Source organism: Ruegeria sp. AD9 (genome assembly GCF_056542305.1).
In genome coordinates, this window is record NZ_JBQFZP010000002.1 from 409,905 (window position 1) to 426,039 (window position 16,135).

The 16,135-nt window shown below is 58.6% G+C and carries 14 protein-coding genes; 10 read left to right on the top strand and 4 right to left on the bottom strand.

The genetic code is table 11. The annotated features are described in order from the left end of the window. Nucleotides 1-2 precede the first annotated feature (2 nt). The 3 genes from ACR0AM_RS04995 to glmU are packed head-to-tail and all read right to left on the bottom strand — an operon-like array spanning nt 3 to nt 3,728. The gene (locus ACR0AM_RS04995) at nt 3-545 is read right to left on the bottom strand and encodes a pyridoxamine 5'-phosphate oxidase family protein (RefSeq protein ID WP_480622283.1); all 543 of its coding nucleotides are present in this window, start codon (nt 543-545) and stop codon (nt 3-5) included. A gap of 3 nt (nt 546-548) precedes the next feature. Further along, nucleotides 549-2,372: a glutamine--fructose-6-phosphate transaminase (isomerizing) gene (gene glmS / locus ACR0AM_RS05000; RefSeq protein WP_480516368.1), complete on the bottom strand. Its 1,824-nt coding sequence runs from the start codon at nt 2,370-2,372 to the stop codon at nt 549-551. A 3-nt stretch (nt 2,373-2,375) separates the two neighbouring features. After that, nucleotides 2,376-3,728, bottom strand: coding sequence for a bifunctional UDP-N-acetylglucosamine diphosphorylase/glucosamine-1-phosphate N-acetyltransferase GlmU (gene glmU / locus ACR0AM_RS05005; protein WP_480622284.1), 1,353 nt, complete (start codon nt 3,726-3,728; stop codon nt 2,376-2,378). Nucleotides 3,729-3,862: 134 nt separating this feature from the next. Between glmU and ACR0AM_RS05010 the strand changes: the two genes are divergently transcribed. From ACR0AM_RS05010 to ACR0AM_RS05020, 3 genes are all read left to right on the top strand, one after another. Then, on the top strand, nt 3,863-4,534 hold the full coding sequence (locus tag ACR0AM_RS05010) for an HAD-IA family hydrolase (RefSeq protein WP_480476059.1): 672 nt from the start codon (nt 3,863-3,865) through the stop codon (nt 4,532-4,534). 39 nt (nt 4,535-4,573) lie between these two features. Then, complete coding sequence (locus ACR0AM_RS05015) at nt 4,574-5,764, top strand: DegT/DnrJ/EryC1/StrS family aminotransferase (protein WP_480622285.1); 1,191 nt, start codon at nt 4,574-4,576, stop codon at nt 5,762-5,764. A 164-nt stretch (nt 5,765-5,928) separates the two neighbouring features. Further along, a complete protein-coding gene (locus ACR0AM_RS05020) occupies nt 5,929-7,092 on the top strand; it encodes an isovaleryl-CoA dehydrogenase (RefSeq protein ID WP_267362877.1) in 1,164 nt (387 codons plus the stop codon). Nucleotides 7,093-7,142: 50 nt separating this feature from the next. On the opposite strand, the gene ACR0AM_RS05025 is transcribed toward ACR0AM_RS05020, so the two are convergent. Further along, nucleotides 7,143-7,748 (bottom strand): OmpW/AlkL family protein, encoded by a 606-nt coding sequence (locus ACR0AM_RS05025; RefSeq protein ID WP_480517724.1) that lies wholly within the window; start codon nt 7,746-7,748, stop codon nt 7,143-7,145. A gap of 136 nt (nt 7,749-7,884) precedes the next feature. Here ACR0AM_RS05025 and ACR0AM_RS05030 point away from each other — a divergent pair, with 136 nt between their 5' ends. The 7 genes from ACR0AM_RS05030 (at nt 7,885) to ACR0AM_RS05060 (ending at nt 16,005) form a co-directional block, all read left to right on the top strand. Further along, nucleotides 7,885-9,411 (top strand): AMP-binding protein, encoded by a 1,527-nt coding sequence (locus tag ACR0AM_RS05030; protein ID WP_480622286.1) that lies wholly within the window; start codon nt 7,885-7,887, stop codon nt 9,409-9,411. Beyond that, nucleotides 9,408-10,325, top strand: coding sequence for a hypothetical protein (locus ACR0AM_RS05035; RefSeq protein WP_480622287.1), 918 nt, complete (start codon nt 9,408-9,410; stop codon nt 10,323-10,325). The genes ACR0AM_RS05030 and ACR0AM_RS05035 overlap by 4 nt, the downstream gene beginning before the upstream one ends. Continuing rightward, entirely contained in the window at nt 10,322-11,929 is a 1,608-nt protein-coding gene (locus ACR0AM_RS05040) for a carboxyl transferase domain-containing protein (RefSeq protein ID WP_480622288.1), read from the top strand. Before ACR0AM_RS05035 ends, ACR0AM_RS05040 begins: the two co-directional genes overlap by 4 nt. Nucleotide 11,930: 1 nt before the next feature. Next, complete coding sequence (locus ACR0AM_RS05045; protein WP_480493839.1) at nt 11,931-12,356, top strand: ASCH domain-containing protein; 426 nt, start codon at nt 11,931-11,933, stop codon at nt 12,354-12,356. A 3-nt stretch (nt 12,357-12,359) separates the two neighbouring features. Next, nucleotides 12,360-14,291 (top strand): acetyl/propionyl/methylcrotonyl-CoA carboxylase subunit alpha, encoded by a 1,932-nt coding sequence (locus tag ACR0AM_RS05050; protein ID WP_480622289.1) that lies wholly within the window; start codon nt 12,360-12,362, stop codon nt 14,289-14,291. Nucleotides 14,292-14,369: 78 nt separating this feature from the next. Next, nucleotides 14,370-15,221 (top strand): hydroxymethylglutaryl-CoA lyase, encoded by an 852-nt coding sequence (locus tag ACR0AM_RS05055; protein WP_480476073.1) that lies wholly within the window; start codon nt 14,370-14,372, stop codon nt 15,219-15,221. A gap of 1 nt (nt 15,222) precedes the next feature. Continuing rightward, nucleotides 15,223-16,005, top strand: a complete 783-nt coding sequence (locus ACR0AM_RS05060; RefSeq protein WP_480622290.1) for a crotonase/enoyl-CoA hydratase family protein — start codon at nt 15,223-15,225, stop codon at nt 16,003-16,005. Nucleotides 16,006-16,135 lie beyond the last annotated feature (130 nt).

Sequence of the window (16,135 nt, forward strand, 5' to 3'; positions counted from 1 at the left end):
GGTCAGACCGGAACGCCTGTTGGTTCGCCGTCTATCGTCTGGCTGTTCTTTTCTGCCCAATAAAACCGGATGTCGCCGTCCGTTTTGCCATCGACCCATTTCTGCATCGTGTCGCGGTCGGACTGGAATGCCATGAACGGCACTGCATACCCGCAGGAGGTCTGAACCATTTCGATCGACTGGTCGTAGATCTGCCGGGCGCTGCGGTGGTTGGGGAAAAGATTGGCCAGTTCATCCCAGCCCTCATCTCCGACGTGCAGAGTGCGGGCAGTGCCATATGTGCGCAGGATCAGCGGGCGTTTGGTGAAGGAGCACCACATCAGTGTCATCCTGTTGACCTGCATCAGATGCCCCGCCGTCTCGTTGCCGCTGCCAGTCAAGTTCATCCAGACGATGCGGTTTGGTCCCAGCACTCGCAGCGAGTCCATACCTTTGGGCGAGATATTGACCTTTCCCTCGGTCCCGGCAGTGCCGACGAAGAACATATGCTGATCTTCGATGAACTTTTGATGCGCGTCATCAAGCTGGGAAAACTGTTTGGACATGGGTCACTCTACCGTCACTGATTTTGCCAGATTGCGCGGCTGGTCTACATCCGTCCCTTTGGCTACAGCCGTGTGGTATGCCAGCAACTGTGCGGGAACCGAATAAAGGATCGGCGCAAGACTGGTGTGAATATGAGGCATCCGGATTGTGCTCCAGACGCCGTCTCCGGCCTCGTCAATTCCATCATCATCAGACACAAGGATCACTTTGCCCTTGCGCGCCATCACTTCCTGCATGTTCGACACGGTCTTGTCGAACACGGTGTCGCGGGGTGCCATGACGACAACAGGCATATGCTTGTCGATCAGGGCGATGGGTCCGTGTTTCAACTCGCCCGATGCATACCCTTCGGCGTGGATATAGCTGATTTCCTTGAGCTTCAGCGCCCCTTCCATTGCCAGAGGATACATCAGGCCACGGCCCAGGAACAGAACGTCGCGCGCCTCGGACAGGCGTTGGGCTGCTTTGCGGATCGCCCGGTTCTGATCCAATGCCGTGTTCAGCACGGTCGGCAATCCGCGCAGCGCAGCGGTGTGATCGGCGATTTCCTCATCGGTCAGAGTGCCGCGGTCGGCCGCTGCCTTGAGCGCCAGCATCAGCAAAACGCTTAGTTGACAGGTGAAGGCTTTGGTCGAAGCCACACCGATTTCAACGCCAGCATGGATCGGCAGGGCGATATCGCTTTCCCGAGCAATCGAGCTTTCGGGGACATTGACGACGGAAACGATCTTGTCCGCCTTGCCCTCGCAATAGCGCAGCGCGGCCAGGGTGTCGGCGGTTTCGCCTGACTGACTGACAAACAGCGCCAGTGTGCGACCCGTGATCGGAGGTTCGCGATAGCGGAACTCGCTGGCGATATCGACTTCCACCGGCATCTTTGCCAGTTGCTCGAACCAGTATTTCGCAGTCAGGCAGGCGTAAAACGCGGTGCCGCAGGCGACCATGGTCAGACGGTCCAACTTGCTGAAATCCAGCTCGGCGTCGGGTAACACCACGCGATCACCGCCCGTGGGCAGGTAGGATCGGATGGCCTCAGCCACAACGATAGGCTGTTCAGCGATTTCCTTGGCCATGAAATGCTTATGCTCGCCCTTGTCGGCGCGCGCATGATCCAGCTTGATCTTGCGCTTTTCCCGGTTGGCCAGTTCACCGGCCTCGTTGCGGATTTCCAATGATGTTCGGGTCAGAACCGCGCGGTCGCCTTCCTCAAGATAAGTGATCTGGTTGGTTAGCGGCGCAAGGGCAATGGCGTCCGAACCCACATACATCTCACCATCCCCGTGGCCGATGGCCAGAGGTGATCCTTTGCGGGCGGCTACAATCAGGTCGTCCTCACCATCGAACAGGAATGCAAGGGCGAAGGCACCTTCCAACTTGTCGATGGTCTTGAAAGCGGCCTCGACCGGGGACATGCCTGTGTTGAGGTGATGTTCCGTCATCAGCGCGACGGTTTCCGTGTCGGTTTCGGTCTTGAAGGCCACGCCGTGTTTGGCCAGTTCCGCCCTCAGGTCGCGGTAGTTTTCGACAATCCCGTTGTGAACCACGGCCACCGGGCCAGCCTTGTGGGGATGCGCGTTGTTGACGGAAGGCGCACCATGCGTGGCCCAGCGGGTGTGACCAATGCCGGATTTTCCCGGCAGCGGATCATGCACCAACAGATCGCTGAGGTTGACCAGCTTGCCGACCGCACGCCGACGACCCAGGACACCGTCATTAACGGTTGCAATCCCGGCACTGTCATAGCCGCGATATTCCAGCCGTTTCAGGGCTTCTACCAGAATAGGGGCTGCTTCATGCTGCCCCAAGACACCTACAATTCCACACATATCTCAGGCCTCGTTATCGCGGCGAGCCTTCTTCGCCTTCAACATATCAAACAGTTTTCGCGCGTAGCCGGGTTTGTTTTCCTGCTTGGCGCGCGCCACGGCCAACGCCTCGGGCGCTACGTCTTTGGTCACCACTGTGCCTGCCGCTGTCATTGCGCCATCGCCCACCGTGACCGGGGCCACGAGCATGGTGTTGGAGCCGATAAAGACATTCGCACCTATGTTGGTCTTGTGCTTCATCACACCATCATAGTTGCAGGTGATTGTTCCCGCGCCGATATTCGTCGCAGCACCCACCGATGCGTCCCCGATGTAGCTGAGGTGGTTGACCTTCGCGCCTTCGGCGATTTCTGCATTCTTGATTTCGACGAAATTGCCAACCCGCGTGTTTTCGGCCAATTCTGCGCCCGGACGCAGCCGCGCGTAGGGGCCGACGATGGCACCGCGACTGACATGGCACCCTTCCAGATGGGAAAAGGCTCGGATGGTCGCACCGCTTTCGACGGTCACTCCGGGGCCGAAGACCACGTTGGGTTCGATTACTGTGTCACGCCCAATCACAGTGTCTGCGGACAGGTATACCGTATCCGGTGCCATCAATGTGACACCCATATCCAGCAGTTCTGCCCGCGCGCGCGCCTGAAATACGGCGTCGGCGGCGGCCAGATCAGCGCGTGAGTTCACGCCCAGCGTCTGCGCCTCGTCACAGGCGACGGCGGTTACGTTCAGACCGCGGTTGCGGGCGATCTCAACTACGTCTGTCAGATAGTATTCGCCTGAGGCATTGTTGTTTTCAACGTCGTCAATCAGCGAAAAAAGCAACCGGGCATCACAGGCCAAAAGGCCCGAGTTGCAAAATGTTATGGCGCGCTCTTCATCTGATGCGTCTTTGAATTCGACAATGCGTTCCAACGTGTCGCCATTCATGACCAACCGGCCATAGCGGGCCGGATCAGCCGCATCGAACCCAAGGATGACCAGGTCATTTCGGGATCGAGCCTCGACCATCCGTTCCAGCGTGTCGGGTTGTAAAAACGGGGTGTCGCCGTAAAGAACCACGATATCACCGTCGAACCCGTCCAGTGCTGTCCTGGCCTGACCGACCGCATGGGCCGTACCCAACTGTTCTTCCTGAACGGCTATCCGGGCATCGTCGTCTTCGTCCTGAGCAACCTTTGCTACAGCCTCGGAACCGTGGCCGGTAACGATCACCGTACGTTCGGGCGACAGGACAGACCCGGCGCGCATCGCGTGAACAAGCATCGGAGCCTGAGCGATGGGATGCAGGACTTTGGGAAGATCCGAATTCATCCTGGTGCCTTTTCCGGCGGCAAGGATGACAAGGGCAATGGTCATGAAATCGTTTTCTCTTTGTGTTTTGTTGCTGACCGTTTTATCCGCTGGGGGCAAAGGCGCAAGCTGTTCGGCCATCAAACAAGATTGCCGATTGAAACAGGACACGGCGAAAACCTGCCGAAACAGGAGGCAACATGCGGACCGTCATCTTCGATCTGGACGGCACTTTGGCGGATACATCAGGCGATTTGCTGGCGGCAGCGAACCATTGTTTCCGCGAAATGGGGCATGGTGATGTGCTGGTCCATGGGCAGGATGCAGGCATCGCGCTGCGTGGTGGTCGCATGATGTTAACCCAAGGGCTGAAACGCGTTGGAGCTTACGACGAGGACACCGTTCAGGCCTATTATCCGGTTTTGCTTGAGGCTTACGCGCAAGATATCAACACCCACACAAGTTTCTATCCGGGAGCGTTGCAGGCCGTCGAGATGCTGAGTAACGCGGGCTACGGTGTCGGCATTTGCACCAACAAGCCGGAACATCTGGCCGAATTATTACTGACGCGCATGGGAGTGCGGGATCGTTTTGCCTCGTTGGTCGGTGCGGATACGCTGCCGGTGCGCAAGCCGGACCCGGCCCCTCTGCGCGAGGCTGCGCGACGGGCCGGGGGAGATCCAGCCTGGTGCGTGCTGATCGGAGATTCGGATACCGACCGCAATACCGCCCGAGCGGCAGGGGTCCCATCGGTTTTGGTGACTTTCGGACCGTCAGGGGAGGACATGGCAGCGCTGGAGCCCGAAGCCCTGCTGCATCACTTTGACGACTTGCCCGATCTTGTGCCTGATCTGATCGGTGCGGCAGCCTGAAACCTTGACCGGACCCTGTCGGAGATCCAGAAAAAGACCATGACGGAAACATTCACTGGTAATTTCACGCAGCAGGAACCCCTTCCAGACGACGCAATCGAGGCAGCGCTGGCTGTCCTGCGTCACGGGCGGCTGCATCGCTATAACGTGGTCCCCGGTGAGTTGGGGGAAACGGCCCTGTTGGAACAGGAGTTTGCTGCACAGATGGGGGCCAAGTATTGCTTGGCGGTTTCCTCTGGCGGTTATGCGCTTGCCACCGCGTTGCGGGCCGTCGGTGTGCAGCCGGGCGACCCGGTTCTGACCAACGCGTTCACTCTGGCCCCGGTGCCGGGATCAATTGCCTCGGTCGGGGCGCGGGCGATCTTTGTCGGCGTCACCGAAAACCTGACCATCGATCTGGAGGATCTTGAGGGCAAATTGGATCAGGCCTGTGTCCTGATGCTTAGCCATATGCGCGGGCATCTGTGTGACATGGATCGTCTGATGCAGATGTGTGACGCGGCAGGCGTTATCGTGATCGAGGATTGCGCACACACGATGGGCGCGGCTTGGCGTGGTCAGTTGTCGGGGCGGCAGGGGGCAATCGGGTGTTATTCCTGCCAGACCTATAAGCACGTAAACTCGGGCGAAGGGGGCTTGCTGGTCACCGATGACGAGGAGCTTGCGGCCAAGGCCACGATGTTGTCGGGGTCCTACATGTTGTACGAACGCCATCTTGCGGCGCCGGGGCCGGACGTGTTCGAACGGATCAAATACACCACGCCCAACGTCTCGGGCCGGATGGACAATTTGCGCGCGGCGATCCTGCGCCCGCAATTGCGGGATCTGGACCGGCAGGTGGCCCGGTGGAACGAGCGCTATTGCGAGATCGAGACCGGGCTGCGTGGCACTCCGGGCCTGACGATTGTCGAGCGACCCGAAGAGGAAACCTATGTCGGGTCTTCGATCCAGTTCCTGCTGTTGGATTGGTCGCCTGAGCAGATTGCTGACGTTATCGGTCGCTGCGCCGCGCGTGGGGTCGAGATCAAATGGTTTGGCGGGGCTGAGCCAACAGGGTTCACGTCGCGCTATGACAGCTGGAGATATTTCGAAAGCGAACGGATGCCGGAAAGTGACCGTGTTCTGGCAGGCATCATGGATATGCGTGTGCCGCTGACCTTTTCGCTGGAGGATTGCCGAGTGATCGCGCGCATCATCCGAGCCGAAGTGGGCGCAGTTTATCAATCCTAGCCAAACAGAGTGCGCTTTCAGCGCACGCTCGACCCTTGAGAGCGCCGCCCGGTCCGGGCGGCGTTTTGTGTTTTGGTCCAGGCTTTCACAAAGATTGACCGGATACAGATTCGCTGCTAGAGATTTATTGAACACTTGTTCATTAATGCGGAGGGAGGACACAGATGTTCATGGCCACGATGAAGTTTGATCTGGGTGAGGATGTGAACGCCCTGCGCGAAATGGTACATCGGTGGGCGCAGGAGCGCGTCAAGCCGATGGCGGCTGAGATTGATGCCAAGAACAGCTTTCCGAATGAACTGTGGAAAGAAATGGGAGAGCTTGGTCTTTTGGGTGTCACCGTGCCAGAAGAATACGGCGGTGCGGGCATGTCCTATTTGGCGCATACAATTGCTGTCGAAGAGGTCGCGCGCGCCTCGGCCTCGGTTTCGTTGTCTTATGGGGCGCATTCCAACCTGTGTGTGAACCAGATCAAGCTGAACGGTACGGAAGAGCAGAAACAGAAATACCTGCCGCGCCTGGTCTCGGGCGAACATGTAGGAGCGCTGGCAATGTCGGAACCTTCCGCAGGTTCGGACGTGGTGTCGATGAAGCTGCGGGCGGAAAAACGCAACGACCATTACCGCCTGAACGGCAACAAGTACTGGATCACAAACGGGCCGGACGCGGATACACTGGTGGTTTATGCCAAGACGGACCCCGATGCCGGATCGAAGGGTATTACCGCATTTCTGATTGAAAAAGAGATGAAGGGTTTTTCGACCTCACCCCATTTCGACAAGTTGGGGATGCGCGGGTCGAACACGGCTGAACTGATCTTTGAAGATGTCGAAGTGCCGTTCGAGAACGTACTGGGTGAAGAGGGCAAGGGCGTAGCCGTGCTCATGTCAGGTCTGGATTATGAGCGCGTGGTTCTGGCCGGGATCGGCACCGGCATCATGGCCGCCTGTCTGGATGAGGTGATGCCGTATCTGGCCGAGCGCAAGCAATTCGGCAAACCGATTGGCAGCTTCCAACTGATGCAGGGCAAGATTGCCGACATGTATACCGCGATGAACTCGGCCCGGGCCTATGTCTATGAGGTGGCTAAGGCCTGTGATCGTGGGGACGTCACCCGGCAGGATGCAGCGGCGTGCTGTCTTTACGCATCCGAACAGGCGATGGTTCAGGCGCATCAGGCGGTTCAGGCGCTGGGCGGGGCAGGGTTTCTGTCTGACGCACCGGTTAGCCGGATCTTCCGGGACGCCAAGCTGATGGAGATCGGCGCAGGCACCAGCGAGATTCGACGGATGCTGATCGGCCGGGAAATGATGAACGAAATGCGCTGAATGAAGACGCCCCGCAGACGAGGTTACAGCGGGGCGTTTCGATCAAAGGATCAGAAGCGATGAACGTAGGAAATACCGACCAGCCAAGGGTCGATGTTCGCAGTGCCAATATCGGCTCCGTTCAGAGTGACGTCCGAGTCGATGTCGAACCAGCGTACATTCAGACGGACTGCACCTTTGTCGGTGATCATGTAGTCGAGACCGGCTTGCAGCGAAACGCCGAAGGAATCATCGACCTTGAGGTTGCCAAGGGCAGATTGCTCGTCAAAGAAGATGGTATAGTTCAGACCTGCACCGACATAGGGCTTCCAGGCGCTATTGGTCGGGAAGTGATAGTTCAGCGACAAGGTGGGCGGCAGATGTTTGACGCTGCCAGCGTCCACGCTTCCACCCAAGGTGACGTTATGTTTGAACGGGGTCGCGGCCAGCAGCTCGATCCCCAGATTGTCTTGGATGAAATACTCGGCGGTGAAGATCGGGCGCGTATCCGAGTCGATATCGGCGCTAAGGCCGGCCAGTGTTCCGTTGTTGGATCTCGGGTCCAGGTACCCCACACCGATACCGAGCGTCCAATCCCCCTGAGATTGGGCAAACGCAGGGGCGGCCAGAGCCACCAACGCGGTGGAAAGAGTCAAAGCGGCGAGTTTCTTGGTCATTGTCTTGCCTTTGGTTTCGTTGATGACCTTGGTGTTGCAGCGACTGAAATTGCCCACTCTGATCTGCATCAAGTAAACGTGAAAGAACTGGCTGCAGATGAATCAATAAGTGCAGGAAATATAGGGAATAATCACCGTGCTAAGCGCTGAGCGCATACCGGGTTTGCGCCCGGATGGAGGCTGGGATCTGCCGGACAGTCTGAACATGGCGCAGCAGTGCCTGCGGCATGCGGGGGATCGGGTTGCGCTGATCGATTTAACCGGACCGGACCCGCAGCGCATCAGCTATGCGCAACTGTCGCAAATGACGGACGGATTAGCCCGAGCATTATTGCGCCATGTGCAGCCCGGTGATCGCGTTGGAGTATTGCTAAGCCAATCTCCCTGGTGCGCGGCGGCCCATCTGGCGATCTGGAAGATCAGGGCTGTGTCGGTCCCTTTGTTCAAACTGTTCAAGCAGGACGCGTTGCGGTCGCGGGTCAGTGGCGCAGGTGTCCGGATTGTGCTGACCGACGCCGAAGGGGCTGATCTGTTGGGTGATCTGGCTGCGCCTTTGATCGCGTCGGAAATTGGCGAGGAAGGCCTTGCTGTACCATTCGCCGCGACCAGCCCAGATGATCCGGCTGTGTTGATCTATACCTCGGGCACCACCGGCAGCCCGAAGGGCGCGCTGCATGGACACCGGGTTCTGACCGGGCATTTGCCTGGAGTTTCGATCAGCCATAATCACTTGCGCGAAGGTGACTGTCTTTGGACTCCGGCGGATTGGGCGTGGATCGGCGGGCTGTTCGATGTGCTGATGCCGGGTCTTGCGCTGGGCATTCCGGTCGTTGCCGCGCGGCTTGAGAAATTCACCCCCGAGGCCTGCGCTGACATCATCGCGCGTGGCGGGGTGCGGAACGTCTTTTTCCCACCAACGGCGCTGCGAATGCTCAAGGCAGCGGAACAGGTGATCCCCGGTCTGCGCTCGGTCGCGTCCGGGGGAGAACCGCTGGGTGCCGAAATGCTGGCATGGGGACAGAAGGCCTTTGGTCTGACGATCAACGAGTTCTACGGTCAGACCGAGTGCAACATGGTCGTATCATCTTGCGCCGAAGATTTCCCTGTGCGCCCCGGCTGTATCGGCCAACCGGTGCCAGGGCATGAGGTTGCGGTGATTGATGAGGACGGAAACCCGACCGGGGACGAGGGCGACGTCGCCATCCGGCGCGGCTCGGCCTCGATGCTTCTGGAATACTGGAATCGCCCCGAAGCAACCGCCGAGAAGTTCCGGGGCGACTGGCTGATCACCGGTGATCGCGGCGTGTGGGAGGGCGACTATCTGCGTTTCGTAGGGCGCGATGACGACGTGATTACCTCGGCGGGTTACCGCATTGGCCCGGCCGAGATCGAGGACTGCCTGCTGACCCACCCGGCAGTGGCGACGGTAGGCGTGGTCGGCAAACCCGATCCGCTGCGAACCGAGATCGTGAAGGCTTATGTGGTGCTGAAATCGGGGGCCGAGGCCACGGAGCGCGAGTTGCAGGAGTGGGTCAAGGACCGTTTGGCGCATTACTCTTATCCACGCGAAGTGGCGTTTCTAGACGAGTTGCCGATGACGGTGACCGGGAAGGTTATTCGGAAGGAATTGAAGGCGCGGGCGGCGTGGGAGTCAGAGTCGTGAAAATTGATGGTTCGGGCGAAGATATGCAGCGTTTTCTGAATGATGTAGATCAAAAGTTTTATTCAGAGTTTGATCCGTTTTATTTCTGGACCTTAGCTGAAAGCTTGAACAAAGCAGTTCCGAGCAACATGCGAATTCAGGATCTGGATTCTGGAGAAGTTCTAAATGAGCACTCCCTTCTCGATGAGCTTCAGAAATCGCGCGTGCAGTATAAGGAATATGCTACTCACACCATTAGGGCGTTGCGCTATTTTTCCTCTGAAACATTGGTGTTGTTCATTTTATGCGGCTCGGACTTCGGGCCATTTGCTCGAATTGCGTCGGTCATACGAGAGAGGCAGTTGGCCGAGGTGTACAAGGCACTGAGAAATCAGAAAGTGCCCAACGGATTTGAGGTTGCATTGGACGGGCAATCGTTGCCGTTTGAAGATTGGTTGCCTTACCAACTGTTTGGTGCTCCGAAACAGTTGGATGCCGCAACCCTGAGAAACATCCAGAAGCTGATTGAGGAAGAAGTCAATCTGCTTTCGGAGCGTGGTGCAATAAATACATTTAAGCATGGCAAACCCACGTATTTTGGCCCCGGTGTCGCATTAAGAGTTAAGAATGAAGCTGGTGCTTATAGCTCGCTTAACGAAGTGGTCGATGGGCTGAATTGGGTGGACTGGTCTGAAAGTAAAGACGGGGACTTCTCTGTGGCTTTCGGAACCGAAGAATTGAATTCAGAGCAGGACCTGAAGCGGCTCATGGCTGTCTCTTTACTGCTTCACTCGATTTGTCAGGTCAGAATGGCAACTTTGAGAGGGGATACGCAAGTCAATGTGTCTCTCCCAAATGACTTTGAAACGGGGCTTTCTGTAAAAAGGCAGAAGTTCAAATTGGCATTCAGGAGAACGGGAGTGCAGGGCCAATGAAACTCACATCCAAAGCCATGCCCGCATCTGAGGGCTTCAAGACAAACCGCACCGCTCATCTCGACGCGCTGGCGCAGGTCTCTGCCGCCGCCGAGGCAGCCCGCATGGGCGGGGGCGAGAAATCCCGCGCGCGGCATGAATCTCGGGGCAAGATGTTGCCGCGCAGGCGGGTGGCGAACCTGCTTGATCCGGGGTCTCCGTTTCTGGAAATCGGGGCGACGGCGGCGCATGGGATGTATGGTGATGCAGCACCCTGTGCCGGGGTTATCGCGGGCATCGGCCGGGTGCAGGGGCGCGAAGTTATGGTGGTGTGCAATGACGCCACCGTGAAGGGCGGCACCTATTATCCGATGACCGTCAAGAAGCACCTGCGCGCGCAGGAGATTGCCGAGGAAAACCATCTGCCCTGCATCTATCTGGTCGACAGTGGCGGCGCGAACCTGCCCAATCAGGATGAGGTGTTCCCAGACCGCGACCACTTTGGGCGTATCTTCTACAATCAGGCGCGGATGAGCGCGAAGGGTATCCCTCAGATTGCCGTGGTTATGGGGTCGTGCACGGCGGGTGGGGCCTATGTTCCAGCAATGTCCGATGTGACGATCATCGTGAAGGAACAGGGCACGATCTTTCTGGCAGGGCCACCTTTGGTCAAGGCTGCAACGGGTGAGGTTGTCAGCTCCGAGGATCTGGGCGGTGGCGATGTGCACACGCGCCTGTCGGGTGTGGCAGATTATCTGGCCGAAGATGATGCGCATGCGTTGGCATTGGCCCGCCGCGCGGTTGGGTCATTGGGCGGTGCCGCGCTGAAGCCCGGCCTACAGTTCGAAGCACCTGAGGAGCCTGCTTATGATCCGGATGAAATTCTGGGTGTCGTTCCCGCCGACTTGCGCACGCCCTATGACATCCGTGAAGTGATCGCACGGCTGGTCGATGGCTCTCGGTTTGATGAGTTCAAACCCCGCTTTGGCGAGACACTGGTCACCGGCTTTGCCCATGTCAAAGGGTGCCCAGTCGGGATCATTGCCAACAATGGCGTGCTGTTCTCGGAGGCTGCGCAAAAGGGCGCGCATTTTGTCGAGCTGTGTTCGCAGCGCAAAACGCCCCTGGTCTTCCTGCAGAACATCACCGGCTTTATGGTAGGCCGCAAATACGAGAACGAAGGGATCGCCCGCCACGGCGCCAAGATGGTGACGGCAGTTGCAACGACGAGCGTTCCCAAGATCACGATGCTGGTGGGCGGCTCGTTTGGGGCCGGGAACTATGGCATGGCAGGACGCGCCTATCAGCCAAGGTTTCTGTGGACATGGCCGAACTCTCGGATTTCGGTGATGGGGGGCGAGCAGGCCGCAGGCGTATTGGCGACAGTCAGGCGCGACGGGATCGAACGACAGGGCGGTACCTGGTCGGCCGAGGAAGAGGCCGAATTCAAACGTCCGACGCTGGACATGTTCGAAGAGCAATCGCACCCGCTATATGCCTCGGCCCGTCTCTGGGACGATGGCATCATCGACCCGCGCAAAAGCCGCGATGTGCTCGCCTTGTCGCTGAGTGCGGCGCTGAATGCCCCGATTGAGGAGACACGTTTCGGCGTGTTCAGGATGTAAGATGAACGTTTCATTGAATGACGTCATGGCCCGCTATCCTGGTGCCCAGACTTTCAAGTTTGGTGACAATGCCCGGCTGAGTGCTGAGCTGCTGGCTCTGGTACGATCAGGGCGGAAAACGGCAACCTGCGGTGCGTTGCGCGACTATCCCGAAGGTAGCCCTGACACTCCTGTTGTCGGGCGGAGAGACATTGCGCTGGATTGGGATGATCGTCCGGCCTTGGTGATCGAAACGGTCGACGTCTCGACCTGCCGATACTGCGACGTAACCGAGGATTTCGCGTTGGCAGAGGGCGAAAATGAAACGCTCGAGGGATGGAGAGAGGGGCATCGCCAGTATTTCGAACGCAATGGCGGGTTTGATCCCGAGATGGAGCTGCTGTGCGAACGATTTCGCCTTGTCGAAGATCTGGCGGTTGAGGGGTAAGCTATGTTCAACAAAATCCTGATTGCCAACCGGGGCGAGATCGCTTGCCGGGTTATGGAAACCGCTCAGAGGATGGGCGTGTCCTGTGTGGCTGTTTATTCCGATGCGGACGCTGCGGCCAAGCATGTGCAGATGGCGGATGAGGTCATTCATATCGGCGGCCCCGCCCCGGCGGAAAGCTATCTGAAGGGCGATGTGATTATTCAGGCTGCGCTGGATACGGGCGCGCAGGCGATCCATCCCGGTTATGGCTTCCTGTCAGAGAACCCCGATTTCGTCGACGCGGTCGAGGCTGCGGGTTTGACCTTTATCGGCCCATCAGCGGATGCGATCCGCAAAATGGGCCTCAAGGATGCGGCCAAGGTGTTGATGGAACAGGCTGGCGTGCCCGTGGTGCCTGGCTATCACGGCGACAATCAGGATCCCGAACATTTGGCGGGTGCGGCGGATGCGATTGGGTATCCGGTGCTGATTAAGGCCGTTGCAGGCGGCGGCGGTAAAGGTATGCGTCTGGTCGAACGCCCCAAGGATTTCCGTTCCGCATTGGACAGCGCACGCGGCGAAGCCAAAACCGCTTTTGGCAATGACGCTGTGCTGGTCGAGAAATTCGTGGCCAAACCCCGCCATATCGAAGTGCAGGTATTTGGTGACGGTACTCATGCGGTGCATCTGTTCGAACGCGATTGCTCGTTGCAACGCCGCCATCAGAAAGTGATCGAAGAGGCACCAGCCCCGGGCATGACGCTCGAAATGCGGGAGGCGATGGGGCAGGCCGGTGTGCGCGCCGCCGAGGCGATCGGGTACAAGGGTGCAGGCACGGTGGAGTTCATCGTCGATGCCTCGGACGGGCTGCGCCCCGACAGATTCTGGTTCATGGAGATGAACACCCGCCTGCAGGTGGAACACCCGGTTACAGAGGCCATCACCGGCATCGATCTGGTGGAATGGCAGTTGCGCGTAGCAGCAGGAGAGAGCCTTCCCAGGCAACAGGATGATCTGTCGATCTCGGGTCACGCCTTCGAAGCCCGGCTTTATGCCGAGGATGTACCAAAGGGGTTCTTGCCGGCGACAGGTACATTGACCCATCTGGTTTTCCCGGCCAACTGCCGAGCGGATAGTGGTGTTCGCACAGGTGACACGATCAGCCCCTGGTATGACCCGATGATTGCCAAAGTGGTGGTGCATGGTCCGACCCGCGCGGTTGCGCTTGAGACGTTGCACCGAGTGCTGCGGCAGACCGAAGTGGCGGGCACCGTTACGAATCTCGCCTTTCTGGGAGCGCTGACCCGCCATGACGGATTTGCCTCGGGCGATGTGGATACGGGCCTGATCGGGCGCGATCTTGACGGGTTGGTGCGGGAATCGCCGACTTCGGCCACAACCGCAGTTGCGGCTGCTATGACCGCACTGGATTTGGTTAATGTCACGCCTGACACCGGGTTTTCGCTCTGGGCTCCGTTGCATCGGGCGGTGCAGCTGTCCGATCAGGGAGAGGTTCTTGATCTGGACGTGCAGGTCGACGGGTCGGATCGCCAGCTTTGGCAGCTGGGCGAACACCGTGTCGTGGCCGAGCGGATCTCGGGGCAGTGGACGCTGAACGGCGCACCGATGCCGCGGGTCGCTGTCAGCGGAACAACTTTGACCGTATTTACCGACTACGGTCACAGTTTCGACGTTATCGACCCGCTGGACCGGGATGCCAGCGCGACGGGTGACACCAACGTGATCGAGGCGCCGATGCCGGGTCTGGTCAAGGCAGTTTTTGCCACCGCGGGGCAGACCGTTCAGGAAGGCGACCGTTTGGCCATTCTGGAAGCGATGAAAATGGAGCATTCGTTGCTGGCCGCGCGCGATGGTGTGGTGGCCGAGGTGCTGGTCGAAGATGGCGCGCAGGTCGAGGCTGGGGCAGCTTTGGTGCGTTTGGAAGAAGAGTGATCTGTACCCGGGCAGTTTGACGTGGCACGGTTGCGCGATCCGTATTTGGAATGAGAACAAGCCATAAGGGGTTCTGACATGGGTGATCTGGTCGAAATCTACGAAGTTGGACCGCGCGACGGGCTACAAAACGAAACACGTGAGATACCGGTTGCCGACAAGGTGGCGCTGATCAATTGCCTCAGTCGCGCCGGGTTTCGACGGATCGAAGTTGCAAGCTTTGTCTCTCCCAAATGGGTGCCTCAAATGGCGGGGTCGGCGCAGGTTCTGGCCGGTATTACCCGAGCGGACGGCGTGCGCTACGCGGCGTTGACGCCGAATATGCGCGGATACGAGGATGCGCTGGCTGCCGAAGCGGATGAGATTGCCATTTTTGCGTCGGCTTCCGAGGGGTTTTCCAAGGCAAACATCAATGCCTCGATCGCCGAGTCAATCGAACGGTTCACGCCGATTCTCGAAGCGGCGCGTCATATCGACCTTCCGGTTCGCGGCTACGTCTCTTGCGTGACGGATTGCCCCTATGATGGCCCGACCCCGCCCGAGAAAGTCGCCGAAATTGCCGACCGGTTGTTTGCGTTGGGCTGTTACGAGGTGTCATTGGGGGACACGATCGGGCAAGGCACGCCAGACAAGATTGCGCATATGCTTCTGGCGGTTCGGGAAAGGGTTCCTGTGACGCGGCTTGCCGGGCATTTTCATGACACCAATGGGCGTGCAATCGACAATATCGATGCGGCACTTTCGCTGGGTGTGCGTGTGTTCGACGCGGCCGTGGGTGGGCTTGGCGGTTGTCCATATGCTCCGGGGGCTGCGGGTAATGTGGCGACTGAAACCGTTGCAGCGCATTTGCACCGGTTGGGCTATCAAACCGGTCTGGATATCGATGTGGTCGAAGAGGCCGCGCAGATGGCCAAGGCGTTGAGAGGCTAACATGTTCGAAACAATCTCGATTTCAGCAGACGAACGCGGTGTTGCCACGTTAACTCTGGACCGGGCGGAAAAGCACAACGCGCTCTCGGGTCAGATGATTGCCGAGCTGACGCAGGCCGCGTCGCAACTGGGTCAGGATGGCACTGTCAGAGCGGTCGTTCTGGCTGCTGCGGGAAAGACGTTTTGCGCTGGTGGTGATCTGGGATGGATGCAGGACCAGATGGCGGCCGACAAGGCGACGCGGTTTGTCGAGGCGCGCAAGCTTGCAGAGATGTTGCAGGCGTTGAACACAATGCCCAAACCCTTGATCGGGGCGCTGCAAGGCAACGCCTTTGGCGGAGGCGTTGGGATGGCCGCCGTGTGCGATGTTGCCATCGGTGTAGATAGTCTGAAGATGGGACTGACCGAGACCCGGCTGGGGCTGATTCCGGCGACAATCGGCCCTTATGTTATCGCTCGTATGGGGGAGGCGCGGGCACGGCGTGTATTCATGTCGGCCCGGTTGTTCGATGCGCCCGAAGCGGTTGATTTGGGAATGCTGGCAAAGGCTGTGCCTCCCGAGCAGCTTGCGGCTGCGATAGAAGATGAACTCCGGCCATATCTCTCCTGCGCGCCGGGGGCAGTTGCATCTGCCAAGGCATTGGTTCGAACTCTGGGACCTCGTATTGATGATGCGACAATCGACCAGACCATCAACGAACTGGTCGAGCGCTGGGAAACGGAAGAGGCACGTGAAGGGATCGCGGCGTTCTTCGAAAAACGTAAACCTGCATGGAATAAGTAAGTTTACCGAGTTTCCGTAAGCCAATGCAAATCGCTCGTGATGCGATTCTATGCCGCGCTGTCAAGCGTATGTTTGAGGGCAGAGGGGGCTGTGTTCGGTTGACCCTCTGACCCGGCGGGGATAGAGAATG

Excerpts from the sequence above, each read along its gene's own strand:
- ACR0AM_RS04995 (WP_480622283.1), bottom strand. The coding sequence starts at position 545 with ATGTCCAAACAGTTTTCCCAGCTTGATGACGCGCATCAAAAGTTCATC.
- ACR0AM_RS05010 (WP_480476059.1), top strand. The coding sequence starts at position 3,863 with ATGCGGACCGTCATCTTCGATCTGGACGGCACTTTGGCGGATACATCA.
- ACR0AM_RS05055 (WP_480476073.1), top strand. The coding sequence starts at position 14,370 with ATGGGTGATCTGGTCGAAATCTACGAAGTTGGACCGCGCGACGGGCTA.
- glmU (WP_480622284.1), bottom strand. The coding sequence starts at position 3,728 with ATGACCATTGCCCTTGTCATCCTTGCCGCCGGAAAAGGCACCAGGATG.
- glmS (WP_480516368.1), bottom strand. The coding sequence starts at position 2,372 with ATGTGTGGAATTGTAGGTGTCTTGGGGCAGCATGAAGCAGCCCCTATT.
- ACR0AM_RS05050 (WP_480622289.1), top strand. The coding sequence starts at position 12,360 with ATGTTCAACAAAATCCTGATTGCCAACCGGGGCGAGATCGCTTGCCGG.
- ACR0AM_RS05045 (WP_480493839.1), top strand. The coding sequence starts at position 11,931 with ATGAACGTTTCATTGAATGACGTCATGGCCCGCTATCCTGGTGCCCAG.
- ACR0AM_RS05025 (WP_480517724.1), bottom strand. The coding sequence starts at position 7,748 with ATGACCAAGAAACTCGCCGCTTTGACTCTTTCCACCGCGTTGGTGGCT.
- ACR0AM_RS05020 (WP_267362877.1), top strand. The coding sequence starts at position 5,929 with ATGTTCATGGCCACGATGAAGTTTGATCTGGGTGAGGATGTGAACGCC.
- ACR0AM_RS05015 (WP_480622285.1), top strand. The coding sequence starts at position 4,574 with ATGACGGAAACATTCACTGGTAATTTCACGCAGCAGGAACCCCTTCCA.
- ACR0AM_RS05040 (WP_480622288.1), top strand. The coding sequence starts at position 10,322 with ATGAAACTCACATCCAAAGCCATGCCCGCATCTGAGGGCTTCAAGACA.
- ACR0AM_RS05060 (WP_480622290.1), top strand. The coding sequence starts at position 15,223 with ATGTTCGAAACAATCTCGATTTCAGCAGACGAACGCGGTGTTGCCACG.